This is a genomic window from Mesorhizobium sp. AD1-1 (assembly GCF_020164655.1).
Lineage (GTDB): Bacteria > Pseudomonadota > Alphaproteobacteria > Rhizobiales > Rhizobiaceae > Mesorhizobium > Mesorhizobium ciceri.
Map to the genome: position 1 here is coordinate 66,085 of NZ_JAIUGP010000011.1, position 25,421 is coordinate 91,505.

The 25,421-nt window shown below is 63.5% G+C and carries 19 protein-coding genes and 1 pseudogene; 10 read left to right on the forward strand and 10 right to left on the reverse strand.

Annotated features, from left to right (window positions below):
* Nucleotides 1-330: 330 nt before the first annotated feature.
* The 5 genes and pseudogenes from LB519_RS20555 to LB519_RS20575 all read left to right on the forward strand — a co-directional run.
* A complete protein-coding gene (locus LB519_RS20555; protein WP_013532615.1) occupies nucleotides 331-672 on the forward strand; it encodes a DUF2147 domain-containing protein in 342 nt (113 codons plus the stop codon).
* Nucleotides 673-896: 224 nt separating this feature from the next.
* The gene (locus LB519_RS20560; RefSeq protein WP_023812838.1) at nucleotides 897-1,055 is read left to right on the forward strand and encodes a hypothetical protein; all 159 of its coding nucleotides are present in this window, start codon (nucleotides 897-899) and stop codon (nucleotides 1,053-1,055) included.
* Nucleotides 1,056-1,094: 39 nt separating this feature from the next.
* Nucleotides 1,095-1,289 (forward strand): hypothetical protein, encoded by a 195-nt coding sequence (locus tag LB519_RS20565; RefSeq protein WP_013532616.1) that lies wholly within the window; start codon nucleotides 1,095-1,097, stop codon nucleotides 1,287-1,289.
* Nucleotides 1,290-1,405: 116 nt separating this feature from the next.
* Nucleotides 1,406-2,869 carry an AMP nucleosidase gene (locus LB519_RS20570; protein ID WP_128278158.1) on the forward strand — a complete coding sequence of 488 codons (1,464 nt, stop codon included), beginning with the start codon at nucleotides 1,406-1,408 and terminating at the stop codon, nucleotides 2,867-2,869.
* Nucleotides 2,870-2,940: 71 nt separating this feature from the next.
* A pseudogene (locus LB519_RS20575) lies at nucleotides 2,941-3,870 on the forward strand (endonuclease/exonuclease/phosphatase family protein); the annotation flags it as partial.
* On the opposite strand, the gene LB519_RS20580 reads toward LB519_RS20575, so the two are convergent.
* From LB519_RS20580 to LB519_RS20590, 3 genes are all read right to left on the reverse strand, one after another.
* Nucleotides 3,864-4,463, reverse strand: coding sequence for a DUF922 domain-containing protein (locus LB519_RS20580; protein WP_224621008.1), 600 nt, complete (start codon nucleotides 4,461-4,463; stop codon nucleotides 3,864-3,866). The pseudogene LB519_RS20575 and the gene LB519_RS20580 overlap by 7 nt on opposite strands.
* A 129-nt stretch (nucleotides 4,464-4,592) precedes the next feature.
* On the reverse strand, nucleotides 4,593-6,272 hold the full coding sequence (locus LB519_RS20585) for an electron transfer flavoprotein-ubiquinone oxidoreductase (RefSeq protein ID WP_013532620.1): 1,680 nt from the start codon (nucleotides 6,270-6,272) through the stop codon (nucleotides 4,593-4,595).
* Between the two features lie 63 nt (nucleotides 6,273-6,335).
* Entirely contained in the window at nucleotides 6,336-6,482 is a 147-nt protein-coding gene (locus LB519_RS20590; protein ID WP_224621009.1) for a hypothetical protein, read from the reverse strand.
* A 10-nt stretch (nucleotides 6,483-6,492) separates the two neighbouring features.
* On the opposite strand from LB519_RS20590, the gene LB519_RS20595 reads away from it, so the two are divergent.
* The 3 genes from LB519_RS20595 (at nucleotide 6,493) to LB519_RS20605 (ending at nucleotide 9,084) form a co-directional block, all read left to right on the forward strand.
* A complete protein-coding gene (locus LB519_RS20595) occupies nucleotides 6,493-7,137 on the forward strand; it encodes a hypothetical protein (RefSeq protein WP_063171747.1) in 645 nt (214 codons plus the stop codon).
* A gap of 198 nt (nucleotides 7,138-7,335) precedes the next feature.
* Complete coding sequence (locus LB519_RS20600) at nucleotides 7,336-8,217, forward strand: uracil-DNA glycosylase family protein (protein WP_024505277.1); 882 nt, start codon at nucleotides 7,336-7,338, stop codon at nucleotides 8,215-8,217.
* Nucleotides 8,218-8,271: 54 nt separating this feature from the next.
* Entirely contained in the window at nucleotides 8,272-9,084 is an 813-nt protein-coding gene (locus LB519_RS20605) for a helix-turn-helix domain-containing protein (RefSeq protein WP_013532623.1), read from the forward strand.
* On the opposite strand, the gene LB519_RS20610 is transcribed toward LB519_RS20605, so the two are convergent.
* Together LB519_RS20610 and LB519_RS20615 are read right to left on the reverse strand one after the other, a co-directional pair.
* The gene (locus LB519_RS20610; RefSeq protein WP_224621108.1) at nucleotides 9,085-9,987 is read right to left on the reverse strand and encodes a DMT family transporter; all 903 of its coding nucleotides are present in this window, start codon (nucleotides 9,985-9,987) and stop codon (nucleotides 9,085-9,087) included.
* Nucleotides 9,988-10,058: 71 nt separating this feature from the next.
* The gene (locus LB519_RS20615; protein ID WP_224621010.1) at nucleotides 10,059-12,365 is read right to left on the reverse strand and encodes a xanthine dehydrogenase family protein molybdopterin-binding subunit; all 2,307 of its coding nucleotides are present in this window, start codon (nucleotides 12,363-12,365) and stop codon (nucleotides 10,059-10,061) included.
* Between the two features lie 156 nt (nucleotides 12,366-12,521).
* Between LB519_RS20615 and pepN the strand changes: the two genes are divergently transcribed.
* Together pepN and LB519_RS20625 are read left to right on the forward strand one after the other, a co-directional pair.
* Complete coding sequence (gene pepN, locus LB519_RS20620; protein ID WP_224621012.1) at nucleotides 12,522-15,167, forward strand: aminopeptidase N; 2,646 nt, start codon at nucleotides 12,522-12,524, stop codon at nucleotides 15,165-15,167.
* A 262-nt stretch (nucleotides 15,168-15,429) separates the two neighbouring features.
* Nucleotides 15,430-17,751, forward strand: a complete 2,322-nt coding sequence (locus LB519_RS20625; RefSeq protein ID WP_224621013.1) for a PAS domain-containing sensor histidine kinase — start codon at nucleotides 15,430-15,432, stop codon at nucleotides 17,749-17,751.
* Nucleotides 17,752-17,795: 44 nt separating this feature from the next.
* On the opposite strand, the gene LB519_RS20630 is transcribed toward LB519_RS20625, so the two are convergent.
* The 5 genes from LB519_RS20630 to LB519_RS20650 form a co-directional block, all read right to left on the reverse strand.
* Entirely contained in the window at nucleotides 17,796-18,278 is a 483-nt protein-coding gene (locus tag LB519_RS20630) for a hypothetical protein (RefSeq protein WP_224621014.1), read from the reverse strand.
* A gap of 50 nt (nucleotides 18,279-18,328) precedes the next feature.
* The gene (locus LB519_RS20635) at nucleotides 18,329-21,283 is read right to left on the reverse strand and encodes a bifunctional [glutamine synthetase] adenylyltransferase/[glutamine synthetase]-adenylyl-L-tyrosine phosphorylase (protein WP_224621015.1); all 2,955 of its coding nucleotides are present in this window, start codon (nucleotides 21,281-21,283) and stop codon (nucleotides 18,329-18,331) included.
* Nucleotides 21,283-22,761 carry a sensor histidine kinase gene (locus tag LB519_RS20640; protein WP_224621016.1) on the reverse strand — a complete coding sequence of 493 codons (1,479 nt, stop codon included), beginning with the start codon at nucleotides 22,759-22,761 and terminating at the stop codon, nucleotides 21,283-21,285. Before LB519_RS20640 ends, LB519_RS20635 begins: the two co-directional genes overlap by 1 nt.
* Before the next feature lie 7 nt (nucleotides 22,762-22,768).
* Nucleotides 22,769-23,443, reverse strand: coding sequence for a response regulator transcription factor (locus LB519_RS20645; RefSeq protein WP_023812818.1), 675 nt, complete (start codon nucleotides 23,441-23,443; stop codon nucleotides 22,769-22,771).
* 350 nt (nucleotides 23,444-23,793) lie between these two features.
* Nucleotides 23,794-25,347 (reverse strand): Do family serine endopeptidase, encoded by a 1,554-nt coding sequence (locus tag LB519_RS20650; protein ID WP_224621018.1) that lies wholly within the window; start codon nucleotides 25,345-25,347, stop codon nucleotides 23,794-23,796.
* Nucleotides 25,348-25,421: the final 74 nt, after the last annotated feature.

The following is a 25,421-nucleotide window of genomic DNA, read 5'->3' on the forward strand; positions in this document are numbered from 1 at the left end:
TGGCGTGCTTAATTTGAGGAAAACAAAGCTAAAACAAGAGGTAAACGCGGAAATTCGTTAAGGATACAAAGCCAGCAATTCAGCCTGCTTGCGTCAAATTTGACGAAAATTTCCCGATGCCAATTCAAGACTTCGCTAACCACAGGAGACAAAGGCGATGCGCCGATCGTTTCATTTCCTTGGCCAGGAGGCGCATTCGGGGCCCTTCAAAATCCGAAAGTCTTCCGTTGCGGCACCGCTTTTGTTTTGCCGGGAGCTGGATTAGCTTACGTTTGCGTAAGCGGCAGACCGAGGCGGAGCATCCGGCCGGACATCTAAAGGGAGGAAGACATGTTTCGAAGAGTGAGCCTGGCCCTTGCGGCCACATTGATCATGGCCGGTGCGGCCTGGGCCGATCCGATCGAGGGCAATTGGAAGACGCAGGCCGGCGACACCGCAGCCATCGCTGGCGGCGGCTCGTTTTCCATCACGCTCAAGTCCGGCAAATATGCCGGCAAGACCATCGGCTCGCTCAAGGCGACGGGCGACAACAAATATGCCGGCAACATCACCGATCCGGCAAACGACAAGACCTATTCGGGCAAGGCGACATTGTCGGGCACCTCTCTCAAGATGAGCGGCTGCGTGCTCGGCGGGCTGATCTGCAAGAGCCAGACCTGGCACAAGCTCTGATCGAGCGCATCTTTCCGACCTGATGACGGGGCCCCGACGGGCCCCGTTTTCGTTTTGTCGACACATCCTGCGCCGGTGATGCTCGATGGAGGCCGGCGGCTATCCAACCGACGCCGGCGCCGTCGAAACCCCGTCAATCATCTTGAACCGCAGATGAACGCCGCCATCAGAGCCGGTTCAGTTGCATCAGGGCATTCTCCGGCGTGTTGAAGGAGACCGACCCAATGCTTGCTCGCCGCTTCACCATCGTCTGCCTGCTGGTGAGCCTGTTTGGAATGTTCTTCGCCATCCTCGTCGCTGAAGCGGGCCGTCCGGCCCGCGCCTGGGACGAAGCCAGTTCCAGAACCTGCCGCCTCGCCTGCCCCACCCATCTTCGCAACTGAACAAAGAAACCAAGACCTCGAAAAGAAAAGCTGAACGCCATGAACCGCATCGCCGCCAACGTTCTCAAGACCCTTCGGCTTCTGCCGCGGGCGGCGCTTATCCTGACGGTTCTGGCCGCTCCGGTCCTGGCCGTGCCGATGATGCGCGCTGACGCCGGCTCGACGATCGACGCACCGGCCCTGAAGAAGTCCGGCGTCGGCTTTGTGCTTCTGGTCAGCCTGCAGCGCGGTTGAAGAAAAACGGCGCTTTGGCCGCCTTCGGTCGCGACACCCCTCCCAAGTGCCGATCCAAGTCTCTATATTGAGCCATGGAAAAGCGAATCTACCCACAAGCCATCGAATCTGTCGTCATGCCGGAGCCTTTTGGCCGGCAAAGCTTTGATAGCGCTGAAAAGGCCGTCAAGGCACTGCAGGCGCTTTACGATCGCAACACCAGGTTCCTGCGCGACTCCTTCGCAGAATTGGCGGCAGCAGGCGGTGATAATGGCAAGCGCTACCGGGCCTTCTATCCGGAGATCGGCGTCACCACCAACTCATTCACCCAGATCGACTCGCGCCAGGCCTATGGGCATATGCCGACGCCTGGGCATTTTTCCACCACCATCACCCAGCCGGGCCTGTTCGAAAGCTACCTCGTCGAGCAGTTGCGCCTGATCATGCGCAATCATGGGGTTGCGGTCACGGTGTCGGAATCGACCACACCCATCCCGCTGCATTTCGCCTTCCTTGAAGGCACCCATGTCGACGGCGCGACGGCAGAGCGCATCAAGCGGCCGATCCGCGACCTGTTCGACGTGCCCGATCTCGACGGCACCGACGACCAGATCGCCAACGGCACCTTCGAAGTCGCCTTCGGCGAGCCGAGGCCTCTGGCGCCCTTCACGGCGCAGCGCATCGACTATTCGCTGCACCGGCTGTCGCACTATACGGCAACCACGCCGCAGCATTTCCAGAACTTCGTGCTGTTCACCAACTATCAGTTCTACATCGACGAATTCGTCGCCCGCGCCCGCGACCTGATGGCCAATGGCGGCGGCGGATACACGGAGTTCGTCGAGCCGGGCAATGTCATCACCAAGGGCGGGCAGAGCGCGCCCAGCGAAGGCGTTGCACCGCCGCGCCTGCCGCAGATGCCGGCCTATCACCTGAAGAAATCGGGACATGGCGGCATCACCATGGTCAATATCGGCGTCGGGCCTTCCAACGCCAAGACCATCACCGACCATATTGCGGTGCTGAGGCCGCATGCCTGGGTGATGCTCGGTCACTGCGCCGGCCTGCGCAACACGCAGGCGCTGGGCGACTATGTGCTGGCGCATGCCTATGTGCGCGAGGACCACGTGCTGGACGACGATCTTCCGGTCTGGGTGCCGATCCCGCCGCTGGCCGAGATCCAGGTGGCGTTGCAGGAAGCCGTCGCCGAAGTCACCGGCCTTTCGGGCTACGACCTGAAGCGCATCATGCGCACCGGCACCGTCGCCACCATCGACAATCGCAACTGGGAGCTGCGCGACCAGCGTGGGCCGGTACAGCGTCTGTCGCAATCTCGCGCCATCGCACTCGACATGGAATCGGCGACCATCGCCGCCAATGGCTTCCGCTTCCGTGTTCCCTACGGCACGCTGCTGTGCGTTTCGGACAAACCGCTGCATGGCGAGTTGAAGCTGCCCGGCATGGCGACCGAATTCTACAAGCGCCAGGTGGCGCAGCACCTGACCATCGGCATCAGGGCTATGGAGAAGCTCGCGGAAATGCCGATGGAACGGCTGCATTCGCGCAAGCTCAGAAGTTTTTCGGAAACGGCGTTCCAGTAGGCCGCTTCCACGCATCGCATGGGCATTTCGCCATCTTGATTGAGCCGCATTTCTGCCGATAAGCAGGCGGCATGGAGAGAGCGGGCTTCGGGACATTGCTGATTTCGGTTGCGTTCCTGGCAATGCTGGCCTGTTCGATCGCGCTGGTGGCCGGGTTTTTCGGAACGCTGCATCCCGCCTTCGATTCCTTCTCGCATTTCCGCGTCCACCTTGCCGTGCTGATGGCGCTTTGCGCGTTGCCGCTGCTGGCCACGACATTTCGACTGCAAGCGGCCGTGGCACTGCTTTTTGCCGCGGCGGCCTTCGCCACCACTTCCGGCTCGCTGTCCTTCTCCCGCCTGTGGCCGGTTCAGGCGGCCTATGAAGCCAGGAACGAAGACCGCGCGATCTACAAGCTGCTGCAGATGAACCTGCGCTACGACAATCCAACGCCGAAGAAGGTGCTGTCGCTGATCGGCCGGACCAATCCCGACGTGATCACCCTCGACGAGGTGTCGGCGATGTGGGCGACCGAGCTTGGCTATATCAGCAGCGCATATCCATACCGGATCCTCTGTCCTTACCCTAACAAGATATTCGGCGTCGCGCTGCTCTCGCGGCGGCCCTTTGCCGCCGGCACCGAGGCGCGTTGCGAAAGGCGTGGTGCCATGGCGACAGCGACCGTCGACTTCGGCGGCATCGACGTCGATGTCGCCGCGATCCATCTCAGCTGGCCCTGGCCACGCGAGCAGTACTGGCAGATCGGCGAGTTGACGGAGCCGCTTTCCGCGCTCGGCGAGACGGCCATCATGGCGGGCGACTGTAATGCCGCCCCATGGAGTGCCGCCGTGCGTCGGGTCGCGGCGCTTGGCGGGCTGACCGTCATGCCTTCTGCCGGCCCGACCTGGATCCACATCAGGCTGCCGGATTTCCTGCGGCGCTTCGCCGGCCTGCCGATCGACCAGGTTTTCAGCAAGGGCGGCGTGACGATCCATTCGGCGACACGGCTGGAAGATCAGGGCCTGACCAAAGCGATGACGAGATGCTGGACATGGCCGCCGTCGCGATGCTCGCGCGCATCGAAAGCGAGCTGCTTGGCCTCATATGCGGCATTGGTGGCCTTGATGCGTCGCTGTGCCTCGCGACGTGTCTTGTAGCAGGACCGGTCGTCGGCAACCCTGAGGCCGGAGATGGATCTTTCCGTGGCCCGCATCATCTCCCTGGCGATGCGGCCATGGGTTTCCTCATGGGCGCGGACGCCGGCGAAGAACCGCGTCCAGCGCTTCCGGAGCGTCGGGGTGGTGGCCGAGGCGACACGCGGAAACGTGTAGAAGAGATTGAGCGTGCCGTTGGCACGCCGCAAGCGGCAGACGCCATTGTCCTGGCTGGTGTCGAGGTCCCAATCCACAGCGTAGCCGGTCAGCGCGATGGCATGCGTCATGAAGCCGTGCTTCGGCCCCTTGCGGTCCATAGCCTGGACTAGTGCCAGCCCCGTGTTCCCGGTGATGTGGTAGGTCCGCGTCTTGACCACCACCCTGGTGCCGGCCGGGGCCGCCGAAGCCAAACCGAACAGCGCACCGATCGCCACAAGGCATGCCAGAACCGCCAGGCGCATTGGCCATCTCCTTATCGTCAAGGAATGGAACCATAAGCGCGCGGCAGTTTCAACAGTTCTAATGTTCCACATGCCACGGGAGACCCCGAGCCATCGTCGGGACCTTTGCGCGCTGCGGCCGGCTCGGGCCTACATGCCCTGATAGACCGGGCCTTCTCCGCCTTGCGGCGGCACCCAGTTGATGTTCTGGTTCGGGTCCTTGATGTCGCATGTCTTGCAGTGGACGCAGTTCTGCGCGTTGATGACGAAGCGCACATCCTTGGCCGTGGGATCGGCGGCGGCGTTGCCGTCTTTGTCGACCCACTCGTAAACCCCGGCCGGACAATAGCGCGTCGAGGGGCCCGCAAAGACATCGTGCTCGGAACGCTTCTGCAGCTCCATGTCGCCGACAAGCAGGTGGACCGGCTCGTTTTCCTCGTGATTGGTGTTGGACAGGAACACCGAGGACAGCCTGTCGAAGGTCAGCACGCCATCGGGCTTCGGATAGGCGATCTTCTTGTGCCGGGCGGCAGGCTCGAGCGTTGCGTAGTCGGCCTTGCCATGCTTCAGCGTGCCGAAGGGCGAGACACCGAACAGCGTGTTCAGCCACATGTCGAGGCCGCCAAGGCCGACACCGACGATGGTGCCGAAGCGCGACCACAGCGGCTTGACGTTGCGCACCTTCTTCAGATCCTTGCCGATGTCGGTCGCGCGCCAGGCTTCCTCGTAGGACGCGAGTTCGTCGTTGGCGCGCCCGGCGCCGATCGCCTCGGCGACATGCTCGGCCGCCAGCATGCCGGACAGCACGGCATTGTGCGAACCCTTGATGCGCGGCACGTTGACGAAGCCCGCGGCACAGCCCATCAGCGCACCGCCGGGGAAGGACAATTTCGGCACCGACTGCCAGCCACCCTCGGTGATGGCGCGCGCGCCATAGCCCAGCCGCTTGCCGCCTTCGAACGTAGCCGCGATCGCCGGATGGGTCTTGAAGCGCTGGAATTCCTCGAACGGCGACAGCCAGGGATTCTTGTAATTGAGATGGAGGACGAAGCCGACCGCCACCTGATTATCTTCGAGATGGTAGAGGAACGAGCCGCCGCCGGTCTTCAAGTCAAGCGGCCAGCCGAAGGAATGCTGGACCAGCCCCGGCCGGTGGTTCTCCGGCTTGACCTGCCAGAGTTCCTTAAGGCCGATGCCGTATTTGCCCGGTTCGCGGCCATCGGAAAGCTTGTATCTGGCGATCAGCTGCTTGGCGAGCGAGCCGCGAGCGCCCTCCCCGATCAGCACATATTTGCCCATCAGCGCCATGCCGGGTGCGAAACCCGGGCCGTGCGTTCCGTCCTTCTCGACGCCCATGTCGCCGGTAACGACACCGGTGACGGCGCCTTGCTCATTGTAGAGCAGGCCGGCAGCGGCAAAGCCCGGATAGATCTCGACGCCGAGCGCTTCGGCCTTGGTCGCCAGCCAGCGGCAGACATTGCCCAGCGAAACGATGTAGTTGCCGTGATTGTTCATCAGCGGCGGCATGAAAATGTTGGGCAGACGGAACGAGCCGGCAGGACCAAGGACCAGGAAATGATCCGCGGTGACCGGCGTCTTGAAGGGATGGCCGTCCTCGTCGCGCCAGCCCGGCAAGAGCCGGTCGATGCCGATCGGATCGACGACGGCGCCGGAGAGAATATGGGCGCCGACCTCACCGCCCTTCTCCAGGACGACGACCGAAAGCTCGGGATTGACCTGCTTGAGGCGGATGGCGGCGGCGAGGCCCGCCGGCCCGGCACCGACGATAACCACGTCGAATTCCATGCTTTCGCGTTCGATGTCGCTCATCAACCCCTCCGCACTGGCTTATCCCATTCGGGTATCTTGCTGGCTCCCGCGCTGCATAGCGCATCAATTGACGACAGGAAACCGGCGCATACGTGACAATGCCGTTTTGGCCAAAAAGTCGCGCATTGCGAGGCTGGAAGACTGCTTTTCGCCTGGCATTGCCTGCGGGGCGCGCGTTTTTAATTGTTCGATGGCTTGCTTATCGGCCATACTTCACGCCATGCGCTTTCCTGGGCCAGCCGGCTTTTCATCGACGCGCTTTCTTTTCCCGCCCGGCCGGATCCGCCGGGCGCTCCTTTGGGCCCTTCTGATGCTGGCGCCGCATCACGCTGCCGCCGACGAAGTGAAGGTCTGGGCGGCGGGCGCCTACTCCTTCTCCGACGAGCTGGGCGGCTTCCACATCACCGGAGCCTCGGGCATCGGCACAAAGGACGATCCGTTCGTCATCACCGAAGAGCTGACTTCGTCAACGCCGGTGACGCTGACGATCCGCACGACAAAGCCGATCCAGGCCTTCGGCAAGGCCGGCGAATTCGCCAACGGCATGATGTATATGCGCATCGAGGTGCTCAACAACAGCGGCCAGGCCTGGGTCGAATTCCAGTTCGAATTGCAGGAGATCCTGAACCAGCCGAGCGTGTTCGGCGACGGGCTTTCCTTCGACCAGCGCAACAAGACGCCGGACAATATCCGGTCGAGCAATTTCGCCGATTTCGATCGCGATTTCGAACCCTATGACCGGCTGCTGTTCAGGAATGGCAAGGTCGACCCGCTGAAAACCGCCAGCTTCGAATTCCTGATGACCGACTACACGCCCAGATGGACCTTCTACCTGGTGCAGGATCCGCGCATACCAACGGGCTGACACGATAGGAATTTTTTCTTGACTCGGTGAGCTCAGCTATGGTACATTTTTGCCTATGGTGCTGAGTTGCGCCAGTGACCCGCCGCACAGGCGGGTTTTTCGTTTGATGCTCCGTCAGCCAACGCGCCGGCGAGAGGCTCCGAAGGAACCCAAGCTGCCAGCCTTGCAAATTGCCGCCACGCGGACGAATGTGAATCGATGACTGCCGCTTCCCCAACCAACAGACCTGATATCGCCGACCTGCTGGCGTTTTACGCCAGCGTGGGCGTCGACGAGGCGCTCGAAGAGCAGCCGGTGAACCGGTTCGCCGAGGTTGCGCCAAAGCCGATGGAGCGCGCGCCGATCGCAGCGCCTTCGGGTGGCACCGCCGCACCGCTGCGCTCGACGACCGTGTCCCGCGGCGAAGCCGGGGACAGAGCAAATGCACCACCCGTTGCGCGGTCGCCGTCTGCGACGACTGCGGTTCCCGACGAAGCGCAGGCGGCACTTGCCCGCCAATTGGCGACCACAGCAACGACGCTGGACGAGCTTCGCCAGCATATGGCGGCGTTCGAGGGCTGCAATCTCAAGGCCACCGCCAAGAACCTGGTGTTTGCCGACGGCAACCCGGAAGCCGCCGTCATGCTGGTCGGCGAGGCGCCCGGCCGCGACGAGGACATCGAGGGCCTGCCCTTCGTCGGCCGCTCGGGCCGGCTGCTCGACCGCATGCTGGCCGCGATCGGGCTCGACCGCACTTCAGCCTATATCGCCAATGTCATTCCCTGGCGGCCGCCGGGCAATCGCACGCCGACGCCGCACGAAACCGAGATCTGCCGGCCGTTCATCGAACGGCAGATCGAGCTGGTCAATCCCAAGGTGCTGATCAACCTTGGCGGCCCGTCGGCCAAGACCTTGCTCAACACCTCGGAAGGCATATTGCGGCTGCGCGGCAATTGGCGCGTTCACACGACGGCATCCGGCATCGCCATCCCGGCCATGCCGACGCTGCATCCGGCCTATCTCCTGCGAACCCCGTCGCATAAGAAGCTGGCGTGGCGGGATTTCCTCGAAGTGAAGGCAAAGCTGCGAGCGCTCACCTAGCGATAACCTTGCAGGTAATTGAAATGCCGTCCTCACCAGCCTAACCATCCACTCATGACAACAGCCCAAACCTCCGCCGGCAGCCTCATTCGCGAATGGCGCACGCGCCGGCGCATGTCGCAGCTCGACCTCGCCATGGAGGCCGAAATCTCGCAGCGGCATCTGAGCTTCGTCGAAAGCGGCCGCGCCGCGCCCTCGCGCGACATGGTGCTGCATCTGGCCGAGCAATTGTCGATCCCGCTGAGGCAACGCAACCAGTTGCTGCTCGCCGCCGGCTTTGCTCCCAGTTTCGGCGAACGCTCGCTGACCGACACGACAATGGCACCGGCGATGGCGGCGGTCGAAATCGTGCTCAAAGGCCACGAGCCGTTCCCGGCACTCGCTGTCGACCGCCACTGGAACCTGGTTTCGGCCAACGCCGCCATCGCTCCCTTCCTTGCCGATGTCAGCGAGGCTTCGCTGCTGACGCCGCCGGTCAACGTGCTTCGCCTCAGCCTGCATCCCGGCGGCATCGCGCCACGCATCGTCAATCTTCAGGAATGGCGCACGCATCTGCTCGAGCGCCTGAAACACCAGAATGACGCGAGCGGCGACGCGGTGCTGATCGAACTCGAGCGTGAGCTGAGGACTTATCCGTCAGGCTTGAGAGGCAGCCGGCCGTCGCCGGTCGAGGCGAACGCCATCGTGCATCCGCTCAGGCTGGCGCATGGCGATCAGGTGCTGTCGTTCATCAGCACCATCACCGTGTTCGGCACGCCGCTCGACGTGACGCTTTCGGAACTGGCGATCGAATCGTTTTTCCCCGCCGATGAACAGACGAGGACGGTGCTGGTTCGGTTGGCGAAGGAACGGGCCGAACGTTCGTAATCACCCTTCAGGCAAAGATGCCTTGCGCGTGCGGGTGCGCTCCAGGCCGAGCTGGCGTTCGCGCCAGATGATGAAGATGCCGGCGGCGACGACGATCAGGCCGCCGACAAGCATATGGAGCGTGGCGACGTCGCCGAAGACGAGATAGCCGACGACGAGGCCTAGGATCATCGAGGTGTATTCGAACGGCGCCACGACCGAGGCTTCGGCATGGCGATAGGCCGCCGTCATCAGGATCTGGCCAAGGCCGCCGCAGAAGCCGGCGGCAACAAGAAGGGCCGCCTGGAGCGGCGTCAGCGCCTGCCAGCCGAATGGCAGCGAGAGCAGCGACATGACGCTCGCCGTCACCGAAAACCACAGCACGATGGTCGCCGTGCGCTCGCTTTGCACGAGATTGCGCACCAAGAGCATGGCGACGGCCGAGATCGCTGCCGCGACAAGAGCGGCCATGACGCCAAGCACTTCCTGGTCGTCGAGCGCCCGGTCGGAACTCAGCAGCGTCAGTTCCGGCCAGGAGATGATCAGCACGCCGACCAGGCCGACCGCGACCGCACTCCAGCGATACACGCGGATAGCCTCGCCGAGGAAGATGGAGCTGAACACCACCACCAGCAGCGGCTGCGCGTAGTTCAGCGTGATCGCTTCCGGCAGCGGCAGCCGGGTCAACGCGAAAAAGCCGAGCCCCATGGCGCAGACGCCGACCAGGCCGCGGGCGATGTGGTTGAACGGACGCTTGGTGGTGAAGGCAGTGCCGAGCTCTTTCCTGAAGGCCAGGAAGGCGATGATCGGGAAGATGGCGAAGAAAGAGCGGAAGAAGACAATCTGGCCGGCCGGAACGGTGCCTGCGGCTTTGATGCAGGTCTGCATGCCGACGAAGACAGCCACCGACACGATCTTGAGCATGATGCCGGTAAGCGTGTCGTGCCCGCCGGCATCATCGCTGGCTGTGGCCGAGGGGCTGCCGGGGCCCGCTGTCACGCTCCCGACGCTTCTCGGATCGTCGCCCAGATACGCGCCGGCGTTGCCGGCATGTCGATGTGCTTGACGCCATAAGCGCGCCAGAGCGCGTCGGTCACCGCATTGAGTGCCGCCGGGGTCGAGCCGATGGTGCCAGCCTCGCCCGCGCCCTTGATGCCGAGTGCATTGGTGGTCGAAGGCACGTTGCGGGTCTCGAAATGGAAGAACGGGAAATTGTCGGCGCGCGGCATGGCGTAATCCATGAAGCTCGCCGTCAACAGCTGTCCGTCCTCGCCATAGATAGTGTCCTCGGTCAGTGCCTGGCCGACGCCTTGCACGACGCCGCCATGCACCTGGCCGGCGAGCAGGATCGGGTTCACGGTCACGCCGAAATCGTCGACGATGGTGTAGCGGACAATCTCGGTCGCGCCGGTGTCGGGATCGATCTCGACCTCGCAGATATGAGTGCCGTTGGGATAGGTGCATTCGTCCTGCACGAACTCGCCAAAGCCCTTGAGGTCGTCAGGCGTCTTGGCGGCCTTGGCGATGCTGGAAAAATCGAGCGAGCGATCGGTGCCGACGATGCGGGCAACACCATCGGACAACTCGATGTCGCCGGCAGAAGCCTCCAGCTCGTCGGCGGCGATGCGCTTGATCTTGTTGGCCAGATCCTCGCCCGCGCGGGAAGCCGACACACCCCCCAGCGGAATGGAGCGCGAGCCGCCGGTGCCGCCGCCGGCCTTCAATTCATCGGTATCGCCCTGGCGGACATGGATCTTGTCGATGTCGAGATTGAGCTTTTCCGACAGGAACTGCGCATAGGCGGTGGCGTGTCCCTGCCCGTTGGTCTGGGTGCCGATCTTCAGCGTCACCGTGCCGTCGCCATTGAGTTCGACGAAGGCCGGCTCCGAGCCCGGAAAGGCACAGGCCTCGATATAGGTCGCCATGCCGAGACCGCGGATTTTTCCGCCGGCCTTCGACTGCGCCAGCCGCTCCGGAAATGCTTTCCATTCGGATTGCTCAATGGCGCGCTCCATATGGCCTTCGAATTCACCGGTGTCGTAGAGGCGGCCGGTTTGCGTCCGGTAGGGAAATTGCTCCGGCCGGATGAAATTGCGGCGGCGGATCTCCTCGACGGGCAGGCCGAGATCGTGGGCGCAGGCATCGACCAGTTTTTCCAGCAGGAAGGCTGCTTCCGGCCGGCCGGCACCGCGATAGGCATCGACCGGGCAGGTGTTGGTGTAGAGGCCGGTCACCGAGACGTCGAGCGCCTGGATATCGTAGACACCGGTCGACATGGTGACGCCGATATAGGGGATGAACGGACCATATTGCGAGATATAGGCGCCGATGTTGGCGAGCAGGTCCACCTTCATGCCGAGAAAGCGGCCGTCCTTGTCCAGTGCCATCTCGGCCGTGACGAAATTGTCGCGGCCTTGCGCGTCGGTCAGAAAGTGTTCCGTGCGGTCGCCGGCCCACTTCACCGGGCGGCCAAGCCGCTTCGCCGCTTCCAGCACCAGCGGATATTCGCGGTAGACGAAGCTCTTGGGCCCGAAACCACCGCCGACATCAGGCGTGATGACGCGCAACTGGCCCTTCTTGATCTTGAACACGCTGGCCAGGATATACTGCATGGAGTGCACGCCTTGCGACCCGGTGGTCAGCACGAAGCGCTTCTCCTCGGCGTTCCATTCGCCGATCGCGGAGCGCGGCTCCATGTAGTTGCAGACCAGCCGGTTGTTGACGAACTCGATGCGGGTGACGTGTGCGGCCTTGGCGAAAGCCGCTTCGGTCTTTTTCCTGTCGCCCATGTGGTAGCTGAAGGCGCGGTTGGAACCGAGCTCCGGCCAGACCAGCGGCGTGCCTTCGGCAAGTGCATTTGCGGTCCCGGAGGCTGCGTCTTCGCCGTCATAGTCGACATCGATCAGTTCAGCGGCATCCTGCGCTAAGGCACGGCTGTCGGCGACGACGAAGGCAACGGCATCGCCGACATAGTTGACGCGGTCGCGGCACAGGATCGGGATGTCGCGCGTCGGCGCCTTGGTGCCGTCCGGCTGTTCCTGCATGACGCCGGATTTCAGATCGCCGAGATGGGCAAGGTCCTTGCCGGTCAGTACCAGATGGACGCCAGGTGCGGCCTTCGCCGCCTCGGTCGAACCGATGGTGAAGCTGGCCTTGGCGACCGGCGAACGCAGGACATAGCCATGCAGGACGCCAGCCGGCTGGATATCGTCGGTATAACGGCCCTGCCCCTGGATGAAGGCGGCATCCTCGCGCCGCAGCACGGATGCGCCCATGCCGAATTTCGGTGTGACGACGGTCATGGATGCCTCGTGATGATGACAGGAGAACGAACGCCTGAAATAGGCATTGCCTCAGTTTTGTCGAGGGGCCGTTTCGTGTAAAGAGCGCGGACTTCAAATTTCTTGGACCAGCGGACACAATCCGCCGCCAAGGCAATCGACAGGAAAACCCACGGAATGCGCACGGACACCGGCCAGGTCTTCAAGCTCGAAGACTATCGCCCCAACGACTACCTCATTCCGCAAACCGACCTCACCTTCCGCCTTTCGCCAGACGCAACGCGTGTCACCGCCGTGCTCACGATAGAGCGCCGTGACGGCGTCTCCGTGTCGGCACCGTTGGTGCTCGACGGCGACGGGCTGACGCTCAAGCGCATCGAGATCGACGGCAAGAAGGTAAAACCGGCGGATCTGCTGGCGACGCCTGACCAGCTGACCATCCTCGAGCCACCGGTGGCGCGGCGCTTCCAGTTGCTCATCGAGACCGAGGTGGCGCCGGCGGGCAACGAAGCCCTGATGGGCCTCTACCGCTCGAGCCACGTCTACTGCACGCAATGCGAAGCCGAGGGCTTTCGCCGCATCACCTATTTCCTCGACCGTCCCGATATCCTGTCCGTCTACACGGTGCGCATGGAGGCAATGCGCGACGAGGCGCCGCTGCTCCTGTCCAACGGCAACCCGCTCGAAAAGGGCGACCTCGGCGACGGCTGGCATTATGCCGTGTGGCACGACCCTTTCCCCAAGCCGTCCTATCTGTTCGCATTGGTAGCCGGCAATCTCGGCCGGCTCGCGGACAGTTTCGTCACCCTGTCCGGCCGCACGGTCGAGCTCGGCATCTATGTCGAGCCCGGCAAGGAGACGCTGGCCGGCTATGCGATGGACGCCCTGAAGCGGTCGATGAAATGGGACGAGGAGGCGTTCGGCCGCGAATACGATCTCGACGTCTTCAACATCGTCGCCGTGTCGGACTTCAACATGGGCGCGATGGAGAACAAGGGCCTCAACATCTTCAACGACAAATATGTGCTGGCCGACCGGGAGACCGCGACGGACGCCGATTTCGCCAATATCGAGGCGATCATAGCGCATGAGTATTTCCACAATTGGACAGGCAACAGAATCACTTGCCGCGACTGGTTCCAGCTCTGCCTGAAGGAAGGCCTGACGGTTTTCCGCGACCACGAATTCTCCGCCGACCAGCGCTCGCGCGCGGTCAAGCGCATCGCCGAAGTGCGGACCTTGCGCGCCCACCAGTTTCCAGAGGACCAGGGCCCACTGGCGCATCCGGTGCGGCCGCGCCGCTACCGCGAGATCAACAATTTCTACACCGCGACGGTCTACGAGAAGGGCTCCGAAGTGGTGCGCATGATCCGCACAATTCTCGGTGCCGACGTGTTTCGCGCCGGCATGGACCTCTATTTCGAGCGGCACGACGGTGACGCGGCGACGATCGAGGATTTCATCAAGGTGTTCGAGGATGCGTCCGGCCGCGACCTGTCGCAGTTCGCGCTCTGGTATCATCAGGCGGGAACGCCGAACCTGACGATCAGTTCGGCGCACAATCCGGCCGCGCAGGAGTTCACACTCGAAATCGAGCAGTCGGTGCCGCCGACACCCTCTGAAAGCCGCAAGCGGCTGATGCACATCCCGCTCGCTTTCGGGCTGATCGGCGCCGGCGGCAAGCCTGTGCCGTATAGCAGCGTCGAGGGCGCCAGCGTCGAGGACGGCGTCATCCATATCCGCAAGCGCCGCCACATGGTGCGGTTTTCAGGCGTCACCGAGCGCCCGGCCGTGTCGCTCAACCGCGGCTTTTCGGCGCCGGTGACATTGTCCGTCGAGCAGAAAGCCGACGACCAGTTCTTCCTTGCCCGCCATGACAGCGACGCCTTCTCGCGCTGGCAGGCTTTCAACACATTGCTGACCGATGCGCTGATATCAGCGTTCCGCGAGATCCTCGGCGGCAAGCAGCCGGCCTTTGCGCCGCGGCTGACCGAGCTCGCCGGCAGCATTGCCGGCGACGAGACGCTGGAGCCGGCCTATCGGGCATTGGCGCTGGCCCTGCCCGGCGAAGCCGACATTGCCCGCGACATCGGCAGGAACATCGACCCCGATGCCATCTATGCGGCTCGCGAGGCACTGGCGCTGGCGATCGGCACTGCGAACCGGGACGTTTTTTCGGGCCTCTACCTCAGCCTTGCCGACAGAGAAGCGTTCAGCCCCGACGCGGCAAGCGCCGGACGACGCGCCTTGCGCAACACCCTGCTGGATTATCTGTCGCTGCAGCCGGGCGGAGCGGAACTCGCTGCCGGGCATTTCCAGTCCGCGACCAACATGACCGACCGCGCGGCGGCACTTGCCGTGCTCGCGCATCGTCACCACGGTTCGCCCGAGGCGGTCGAGGCGCTGGCGGCTTTCGAGACGACCTACGGGTCCGACCCGCTGATCATGGACAAATGGTTCCAGATCCAGGCCAGCGTACCGGGGCCGCAAACCGTCGACACCGTGAAGGCCTTGACCAACCACCCGGCCTTCTCGATGGGCAATCCGAACCGGGTGCGCTCGCTGATCGGCACCTTCTCCAGCGCCAATCAGACCGGCTTCCACCGGGCCGACGGCGAAGGCTACTGGTTCTTTGCTCAAACCGTCCTCGAGGTTGAAAAGCGCAACCCGCAAGTGGCGGCAAGGCTGGCGACGGCGCTCAGATCCTGGCGTTCGCTCGAACCCTTGCGGCAGGCGAAGGCCAGGGAAGCGCTGCTCTCGATCGCCGGCGCCGAAAACCTGTCGGCGGATCTGCGGGATATTGTCGAGCGCACGCTGGCTTAGCCGCTCTCTTTCTTCTCCCCTTGTTGTGGCAGAAGGGAGATCCGTGCACGCCGCCAAGCTGGTGAATTTCAACCAGGACCTGCCAGCAGCGGCTTCCGTTAGGCGCTGCGCCAGCGAAAGCCCATTATTTTAGTCGATTTTTAATCTTTTTTCGCCGGACCACTGGACAAGGCGAATCACCTTTGATTCTTTACTGACGATTCGGAAGTGCGGCGTTTGCCGGATCACCAAGCAGCATAGGCAAATTCGGGGAGTGCCATTTATGGCGAAGGCGGACGCGTGGGGCGCGCCCGGAGGGACGGTTTTTGCGCATCGTGAGACGCGCGGCGACGGTCTTGCCGGGAATACGCGACTCATCGCCGAACCGGCCTACCGGCGGCTTCTGGCCGCCGAGCCGCTGCTGCGCCGATCAATACCCGTCCTCATCATCACTTTCCTGATCGTCATCGCGGCGCTGCGCGTGCTGTCGCTGATGAACGAGCGCGACGATGTCGAGCGCAATGCCAAGGCGATCCTGACGCTGGCGGCGGGCCAGCTGGCCAGTTCGCTCGCCACCACCTCGGAAACGGTGCCCGGCGCCATACAGGATCTACTGGAGACCACCAGCCGTCAGGGCGCAATGGGCCGCAGCCATGTGCTTGTCATCACCGACAGCGCTTTCAAGATCGTCGCGGTGACGCCACGCTCGATGCCATGGCAGGGCCATTCTCTGGACGGCTTCGTCGAGGGCGGCCAGCCCTTGTTCATGTTCGGCGATCGTGCGGGCGTCATGGACGTCAACATCGACGGACGGGATTGGTACGCCGCGGTCAGCCTCGCGAATGGCGGAAAGGGTGCATCGGCGGCCCTGGTGCCACAGGACGCGGTTTTCGATGCCTGGCGCAAGACCGTTTCGCTGAACGTCACCCTGTTCGTGCTGACGGCCGGTGTGCTGATCGTCATCCTCTATGCCTATTTCGGCCAGGCGGCACGTGCGCAGGCGGCCGACCGCATCTACCTCGAAGCGCATCAGCGCATCGACATGGCGCTGGTTCGCGGCCGCTGCGGCCTGTGGGACTGGGACATGGTGCGCGGCAAGATGTACTGGTCGCGCTCGATGTACGACATGCTCGGCTACAAGCCTTGCGAAACGATGCTGTCCTTCGGCGAGGTCGATCAGATCATCCATCCCGAGGACGGCGACCTGTTCGAGCTCGCCAACAGAATCGTCGCACGCGAGATCGATCACATCGATCAGGTGTTCCGCATGCGCCATGCCGATGGCCAATGGGTCTGGATGCGCGCACGGGCACAGGTCATCGATCCGGAAGCGCCGGAGATCCAGCTGATCGGCATCGCCGTCGACGTCACCGAACAGCGTCATCTGGCGCTGCGTTCCGAGGCTGCCGACCTTCGCCTCAGAACGGCGATCGAGAACATCAACGAATCCTTCGTGCTGTGGGATTCGACGCAGCACCTGATCATGTGCAATTCCAAATACCAGCAGGACAACGGGCTTTCGGACCGCGACGTGATGCCGGGCACCGCGCGCGCGGCGCTGGAAGAACGCATGCTGGCCTTTGCTTCCGAAAGGCGGCTTGCCCACACCAGCGGCCTGCAGGGCGGCGCCACTTTCGAGCGGCAGTTGGCCGATGGCCGCTGGCTGCAGGTCAACGAACTGAAGACCCGGGACGGCGGCATCGTCTCGGTCGGTTCCGACATCACCCAGATCAAGCTGCACCAGGAGAAGCTGGTCGACAGTGAGCGACGGCTGATGGCAACGATCCATGATCTCAGCCTCGCGCGGCGGGCCGAAGAGGAGCGTTCGCGCGAACTGGTCGACCTCAACCGCAAATACATGAAGGAAACCGAACGGGCCGAAGCGGCGAACCGGGCCAAATCCGAATTCCTGGCCAACATGTCGCATGAGTTGCGCACGCCGCTGAACGCCATCATCGGCTTCTCCGAACTGATGGAACAAGGGCTGTTCGGCCCGCTCGGATCGGAGCGCTACGAGGAATATGCCACCGACATCAACAGCAGCGGCAAGTACCTGCTGGGCGTCATCAACGATATTCTCGACATGTCCAAGATCGAGGCCGGCCAGTTCTCTCTGGACCGGGAAGAGATCGACCTCGGCCCGCTGATCAGCGAAACCGTACGCGTCGTTTCGCTGCAGGCGGCGCAAAAGGCCATCTCCGTGGAAACGCGCATTGCCGATGCGCTGACGCTGGTCGCCGATCGCCGTGCGATCAAGCAGATCGTCATCAACCTTTTGTCCAATGCGGTGAAGTTCACCGGCCAGGGCGGCCACATATCGGTCAGGGCCCGCAACACATCCGGCGCGCTGGTGCTGACGATCGAGGACAATGGCTGCGGCATCCCCAAGGAGGCGCTCGGAAAGCTCGGACGGCCGTTCGAACAGGTGCAGAACCAGTTCTCCAAGAGCCATGCCGGGTCCGGCCTTGGCCTTGCCATCTCACGTTCGCTGGCCGAGCTTCAGGGCGGCGCGCTGAAGATCCGGTCGAGCGAAGGTGTCGGCACTATCGTGTCGGTGCGCATTCCGGTGAAGAAGAGCGTGCTGGCGATCAAAGCGGCAGCTTAAGTAAACACAGGCTCCGACCGAGGCGCCGGAGCCTGCCTCGGATCTCACTCCATGCCGCCGTCGTCTTCGCCGTCGCCGCCCCATTGACGGTGGCGACCGAAGCGGCCGCCCTTGGGCAGTTCGCGCTTTTCGATCTTGCCGTCATTGTTCCTGTCGAGCAGGGCAAAGACCTTCTTCTCCCGACTGGTGATGTCGTCTGACGTCAGCGTGCCATCGCCCTTGGTGTCGTAGCGAGCGATGATGCGTTTGGCCATCCGCTCGAAACGGGCCTTCTCAAGCGCATCGGCGAGTTGGGCGACGGTCAGCTTGCCGCCATTGTCGGCGACGAGCTTCTTCAGCCGCGCGTTCATAGCGTCGGAAAACTGGTCGAAGTTGATGGTGTCACCGGAAGCGCTCATTGCCTTGTCGAGGCGCATCATCGTGCCTTCGCGCATTTTTGCGCTGGCATTGTTTTCGGCATAGGCCGTGGTGCCGACGGCGCCGGCCAAGGCTACGAAGGCAAGGGCAAGTTTGGTTGACTTTCTCATGGTCATCTCCTGTTGCATCGTCACCCCCGATGCGATCCGGCGGCCGTTCATCACGATCGTCCGGCACGAAGCAAAAGGTCGAAATCCTTCCTGACCTTCTGCGACGTCTCCTTGAGGTGTGCTTCCAGCACATCGAAATCCGGCAGGTCGGTCACCGCCAGAAGCAGATCCGAAAGCCCCGGCGGAACGTCGTCGCGCTCGAAGGCTCCGGTAAGGCACAGCCGCGTCATCTGGGTCAGCGCCAGATAGAGCGCATAGGCGTCGAAAAGCTCCTGCCTCGCCCCGGCATTGGCGAAGCCCGGTGACAGGCGCGAAAGGATTTCGGCGGTACCGGTAACGCGCGGCCCGGCGCCTACCTGCCCGGTGATGACAGCGACTTGGGCGATGAATTCGAGATCGATCAGGCCGCCGGGGATCAGCTTGATGTCCCACAGGTCGCGCGGCGGCTTTTCCTTTTCGATCATGGCGCGCATCTCCGAGGCCTCGGCCATCACCTTTGCGGCGTCGCGCGGCTGACCAAGCACCGCCGCCACTTCCGCTTCAACCTCACTGCACAGGCTGGCGTCGCCAGCTATGGCGCGCGCGCGTGCCAACGCCATGTGCTCCCAGGTCCAGGCTTCCTGGCGCTGGTATTTCTTGAAGGCATCGATATGGGTCGCCACAGGACCCTTGTTGCCTGATGGCCGCAGGCGCAGGTCGAGTTCGTAGAGCACGCCCTCCGCCGTCGGCGCCGACACAGCTGCGATCAGCCGCTGCGTCATGCGGGTGTAGTAATGCGAAGGCGCCAGCGGCTTGTCGCCATCGGACTCCTCGGCGTCCGGCGCGTGGTCGTAAAGCAGGATCAGGTCGACATCCGATCCGGCGGTCAGCTCGCGGCTGCCGAGCTTGCCCATGCCGAGCAGCGCAACCACGCCGCCGGCAATGGTGCCGTGGCGCGCCGCGAATTCGGCCGTCACCGCCTGCAACGCAGCCTCGATGGTGAGATCCGCCAGATCGGAGAAGGCGCGGCCGGCGCGCGCCGGATCGATCGAGCCGGCGAGCAGCCGGACGCCGATCAGGAATTTCTGCTCGGAAGCAAAAATGCGCAGCCGGTCGAGCACGTCCTCATAAAGCCGGTCGCCCTCGACAAAGGCGGAAAGCCGTGCCGACAGATAGGCGCGGTCCGGTAGCTCCGTCAGCAAGGCCGGGTCGAGCAGACCATCGAAGACATGCGGCCGGCGGGTGATGATCGCCGCCAGCCGGGGCGCCGCACCCATGATCGTTGCCAGGAGCTTGAGCAGGGCCGGATTGGACTGCAGCAGGGAAAACAGCTGGATGCCGGCCGGCAGGCCGGCGAGAAATTCGTCGAAGCGCATCAGCGCTTCGTCGGCCCGGCGCGTCTGGCCGAAGGAGCGCAGCAGAGCCGGCGTCAATTCCGTCAGCCGCTCGCGCGCCTCCGCCGACTGAGTGACGCGATAGCGACCGAAATGCCAGCCTCGGATGACGCGGCAGATGTCGCTTGGCCGCTGGAAGCCGAGGCCGTGCAAGGTCTGCAGCGTATCGGGATCGTCGACATCGCCGGTGAAGACGAGATTGCCGATGCCTGTCGAAAGTTCCGGTGCTGTTTCGAACAGTGCCGCGTAGTGGCGTTCGACCTGCTGCAGCGAGGCGCGAAACGCCTGGGAAAAGGCAGGAGCATCGGCAAAGGCGAGCATGCGGGCGATGCGCTCCAAGCCTTCATCATCTTCCGGCAGCGTGTGGGTCTGCTCGTCGGCAACCATCTGCACGGCATGTTCGACGCGGCGCAGGAACCAGTACTGGCGGGCGAGCGCATCGCGCGCCTCGGTGGTGATCCAGCCGCGTGTCGCAAGCTCGCCGAGCATCGGCACGGTCTCGCGGCCACGCAGTTCAGGGAAGCGTCCGCCGGCGATAAGCTGCTGGGTCTGGACGAAGAATTCGATCTCGCGAATGCCGCCGCGCCCGAGCTTGACGTTGTGGCCCTTGACCGCGATCTCACCATGGCCCTTGTGGGCGTGGATCTGGCGCTTGATCGAATGGACGTCGGCAATCGCCGCGTAGTCCATGTATTTGCGCCAGATATAGGGCTGAAGCTCCTTGAGGAAGGCAGCGCCCGCTGCCAGATCGCCGGCCACCGGACGTGCCTTGATCATGGCGGCGCGCTCCCAGTTCTGGCCGCGCGCCTCATAGTAGCGCAGTGCCGCCTCGACCGGGATCGCCAGCGGTGTCGAGCCGGGGTCGGGGCGCAGCCTCAGATCGGTGCGGAAGACATATCCGTGCTCGGTGCGGTCCTGCAGGATGCGAACCAGGCGGCGCGTCAGCCGCGAAAACAATTCGGTGGCGTCGAGCGGGTCGACGACCGCCGGTGCTTCCGGATCGAAGAAAACCACCAGATCGATGTCCGAGGAAAAATTCAGCTCATGTGCCCCGAGCTTGCCCATGCCGAGCAGGATCCAACCCGACTGTTTCGACGGATTGTCGACATCCGGCAGTTTGAGTTTGCCCTGGCCGTGCGCGTCGCGCAGCAGGAAGTCGACGGCGGCACGGGTACAGGCGTCAGCGAGGTCGCTCAACCGCCGGACCGTCAGCGCCGTTTCGGCCTCGCCGGCAAGATCGGCCAGCGCGATGAGGAAATGCGCCTCCGCCTTCCACTGGCGCAGCTCCATCATCAGGCCGGATTCCGAAAGGGTCTCCGCCAAATGCGCCTGGTCTATGGCGGCGCGGATCGCTTTCAGCCGAGCCTCGATTGTCTGCTCGAACAGCCCGTCCAGGATTTGCGGCCGGCGACGTGCCGTATCGCGCAGGAACGGCGACAGATCGAAGACGGCGGCGAGGAAATCCTGGCCCTCCCCTTTGCCGGCCAGAAACTTGGCCAGCCGCGTCAGCCCTTCTTCGCGTGCGGCGGACGCGATCTCGGCCAGTTCCAGCCGCGCACGGTCCTCGTCCAGCGGAACAAGCCTGGCCGCCGGCTTCAGCAGCCAATCTTTCGCTCTCGCAGCCGTGCTCATCAGTGATCCTCCCGAACCGGGAAACTCATGACCACGGATAGTCCAGGATTGCCAGGCAAGAGTTCAAGCCGGCCATTGTGGAATGTCATGACGGCCTTGGCGAGGCTGAGGCCAAGACCCGAACCCGGTTGCGAACGGCTCTTCTCCAGCCGCACGAAACGTTCCGTGGCACGCGCGCGGTCGCCATCGTCGGGAATGCCGTGGCCATTGTCGGCAACCGACAGGCGAACGTCCGCACCGGCTCGCTCGAGCGTGACGCGCACCGCCGGCTGGGCATTGGCGCCGGTCGAATATTTGATGGCGTTGTCGACGATGTTCGACAGCGCCTGGCCGATCAGTTCGCGGTTGCCGTTGACGGACACCGCCTCGCGCGCGTCTGCTTCCAGCGACACGCCCGCCTCTTCCGCCACCGGCTCATAGAGCTCGACGACATCGCGCACGGCTTCCGCAAGATCGACGCGGTTCGTATTTTCAGACGAGTAGCCAGCCTCCAGCCGGGAGATCATCAGGATGGCGTTGAAGGTTTTTATCAACTGGTCCGACTCGGCGATGGTGCCTTCCAGCGCCTGCCGGTAGTCGGTGGGCTTTTGCTTGCCCGAAAGCGTCGCTTCGGCCCGGTTGCGCAGCCGGGTCAGCGGCGTCTTCAGATCATGCGCGATGTTGTCGGAAACCTGCTTCAAGCCTTCGTTGAGCGTGGCGATCCTGGCCAGCATGGCATTGAGATTTTCGGAGAGCCGGTCGAACTCGTCGCCAACCCCCGTCACCGGCAGCCTGCCCGACAGATCGCCGCCCATGATGCGACGGCTGGCTTCCGACACGCTGTCGATGCGCTTCAGCGCAGCGCGGCCGACAAAAAACCAGATCAGCAATCCGCCCAGCCCCATCATGCCGAGCGCCAGCATCAGCGCACGGCGGATGACGGCACGAAACCGTTCCGGCTCGCCAAGGTCGCGGCCGACCAGCATGATCATCTGGTTCGGCAGCCGCAGCACCAACGCAATGGCGTTGTGGCCCTTTTCGCCCTGCGCCTGCGCATCGTTCTGCTCGGATTGGGTGGTGGTACCCTGCTCGGCGGGAAGGTTGCGCAGGCGCTCGAGCTCTCCCTCGCCAAAGCGCTGATAAGAGAACGGACTGCTGGTCCAGCCTTCGGTTTCGAGAACGCCAGGTTCGAGGCTCTGCACATTGCCGGTCAGGATCTGGCCGTTGGCGTCGGCGATCAGGTAAAGGTTTGCGCCGGGCTGGCGCGAGCGCGCTTCGACCACGCGGACCAGTACCGGCAGGCCGCCGCGCTGATAGGCGCGGGCAAGGCCGAGCACTTCGTCATTGATGGTCTCCTGCGTCTGCGCGGTCAGCATTCGCGCCGACAGCGAGGTCATGTAGAAGACGAGCGCCACCGCGCAGAGCGCGAAGAGCAGGAAGTAGAGCGCCGAAAGCCGCGCTGCCGTCGTCTTCATGATGGCTGGCACGGAAAGAGCCATGCCGCAGCTAACCACTCTTCAGCATGTAGCCGGCGCCGCGAACCGTATGCAGGATGGGCTTGTCGAAGCCCTTCTCGATCTTGCCGCGCAGCCGGGAGACATGGACGTCGATGACATTGGTCTGCGGATCGAAATGGTAGTCCCAGACATTTTCCAGCAGCATGGTGCGCGTCACCACCTGGCCGGCATGCCGCATCAGATATTCGAGCAAGCGGAACTCACGCGGCTGCAGCGTTATCTCGCGTGACGCACGGCGGACCGAATGCGACAGCCTGTCGAGTTCGAGATCGCCGACGCGGTAGACGGTTTCCGCTTCCTTGGCACTGGCGCGCCGGTTCAGCACCTCGACGCGGGCGAGAAGCTCGGAGAAGGCATAGGGCTTTGTCAGGTAATCGTCGCCGCCGGCGCGCAAACCCGTGACCCGGTCATCGACCTCGCCGAGCGCCGACAGGATCAGCACCGGCGTCGTGTTGCCCCTGGACCTGAGACCGGCAATGACCGACAGGCCGTCGCGACGCGGCATCATCCGGTCGATCACCATCACGTCGTAGTCGCCGGCGTCGGCGAGCGCAAAGCCGGTTTCGCCGTCACCGGCGACATGCGCGGTGTGACCGGCCTCGGCAAAGGCTTTCTGCAAGTAATCCGCAGCCTCGCGATCGTCTTCTATGACGAGAATCTTCATAGGGCTGTTATACGCGATTTCGCCGGAAGGTTGAGTGGCAGACATCTGCATTGTGGCCTTTGCCAAAGCGCACCGCGACCGAGATCGCTCGAAGCAGTGCGCGATAAAGCTGCTCGCTGCCGATGTCGTTGGCATCGGATCGTTGAAGCGCTTTTGAAATTGTGCGGCAGCGGGCGATGGGAAGCCCGCTGCCGCCGGGGGAAGGCGCGATGACTGACTAACGCGCGCTCCTCCATGCTTTCCCGTACGGCGGCTCGGGGGTGTTGAACCGGCGCACTGGAAAAGTCCAACTTGCCGCCGGAACGCCCTCACCCGCCTCGGAAGGCCGAGAGAACGCTCCGGGGCCGACCTCAGCCCTTGGCGACGGGCAGCGCGACGAAACGATTGGTGTCGTCGCGGGTGATCTGCATCAGCACCGCCTTGCGGCCGGATTTGACCGCTTCTGTCATCGCCTTGGTGACGTCGTCGGTGCCGTTCACTTCGGTCGAATTGACCGATGTGATGACGTCGCCCGGCTGGATGCCGCGATCGGCGGCATCGCTGTCGGGATCGACGTCTGTCACCACCAGCCCCTTGCCGTTTTCGGACTTGGTGACGGTCAGGCCGAGATCGGTCAGCGTGTCGGGCTTTGCCGGAGCGGCAGGCTGCGACTGGTCGACAGAGGCCTGCTTGTCGCTCGAGGGCAGTTTGCCGAGATCGACCTTGACCGTCTGGCTCTTGCCGTCGCGCCACACGGTGACGTCAACCGATTTGCCAGGCGAGTAGGCGCCGATCAGCCGTGCCAGTTCCTTCGGCGAAGCGACGTCCTTGCCGTTGACCTGGGTGATCACGTCACCGGCCGTGATGCCCGCCTTCTTGCCGGGACCATCGTCCTGGGCACTGGAAACCAGTGCGCCGTTGTTGGACTTCAGACCAAGCGACTCAGCGATGTCGGAGGTGACCGGCTGGATTTCGACACCGAGCCAGCCGCGCTGAACGGAACCGCTCTTCATCAGGTCCTGAACGACCTGCTTGGCGGTCGAAGCGGGAATGTCGAAGGCGATGCCGACGCTGCCGCCGGACGGCGAGAAGATCGCGGTGTTGATGCCGACGACCTGGCCGTTGAGGTTGAAGGTCGGGCCGCCAGAATTGCCGCGGTTGACCGATGCGTCGATCTGGATGAAGTCGTCATAAGGGCCAGCGCCGATGTCGCGGCCGCGGGCGGAGACGATGCCGGCGGTGACGGTGCCACCAAGGCCGAACGGATTGCCGACGGCCACCACCCAGTCGCCGACGCGAACCTTGGAGTCATCGGCGAAGTCGACATAGGTAAACTTGCCGACGCCATCGACCTTGAGCACGGCGAGATCGGTGCGCGGGTCGGTGCCGATCAGCTTGGCATCGAGTTCCTTGCCGTCATTCATCACCACGGTGAAGGCCGAGCCTTCCGACACGACGTGGTTGTTGGTGACGAGATAGCCGTCATCCGAGATGAAGAAGCCGGACCCTTGTGCAACCGGCCGCGGCTGGTCGTTGTTGCGGTCGCGATGGCTGAAGCGCCTGTTGCCGCCACCCTGGCCGTCCTGATCACCAAAGCCGCGGAATTCCTTGAAGAAGCGGCGCAGTTGCGGATTGTTGGGCAGGTTGTTCATGCCATCCTGATCGTCGGACGGGTCGGAGCCGTCATCGGCGGCCGGGCTGATCTTGGCCTTGACCTTGACGCTGACAACAGCGGGAGAAACCCGCTCGACGACATCGGCGAAGCCCGGTACCTGCGGCGCCTCGACGCGCACGGCATCGGCCAGAACAGGGCTGGTTCCGCTGGTCAGCGCACCGACGCCGATCGCACCGGCCACGGCGACAGACGCGACGGCAGCCATGAGACGCTTGCGGGTGACGGAATATGAACGGGGGGCAATATTCATGGATCTCGTATCCTCTTTCCAAATGGACGCTGCTGATGGGCATCCTCAAGCAAGAGAATTAGAGTGGCGCACAT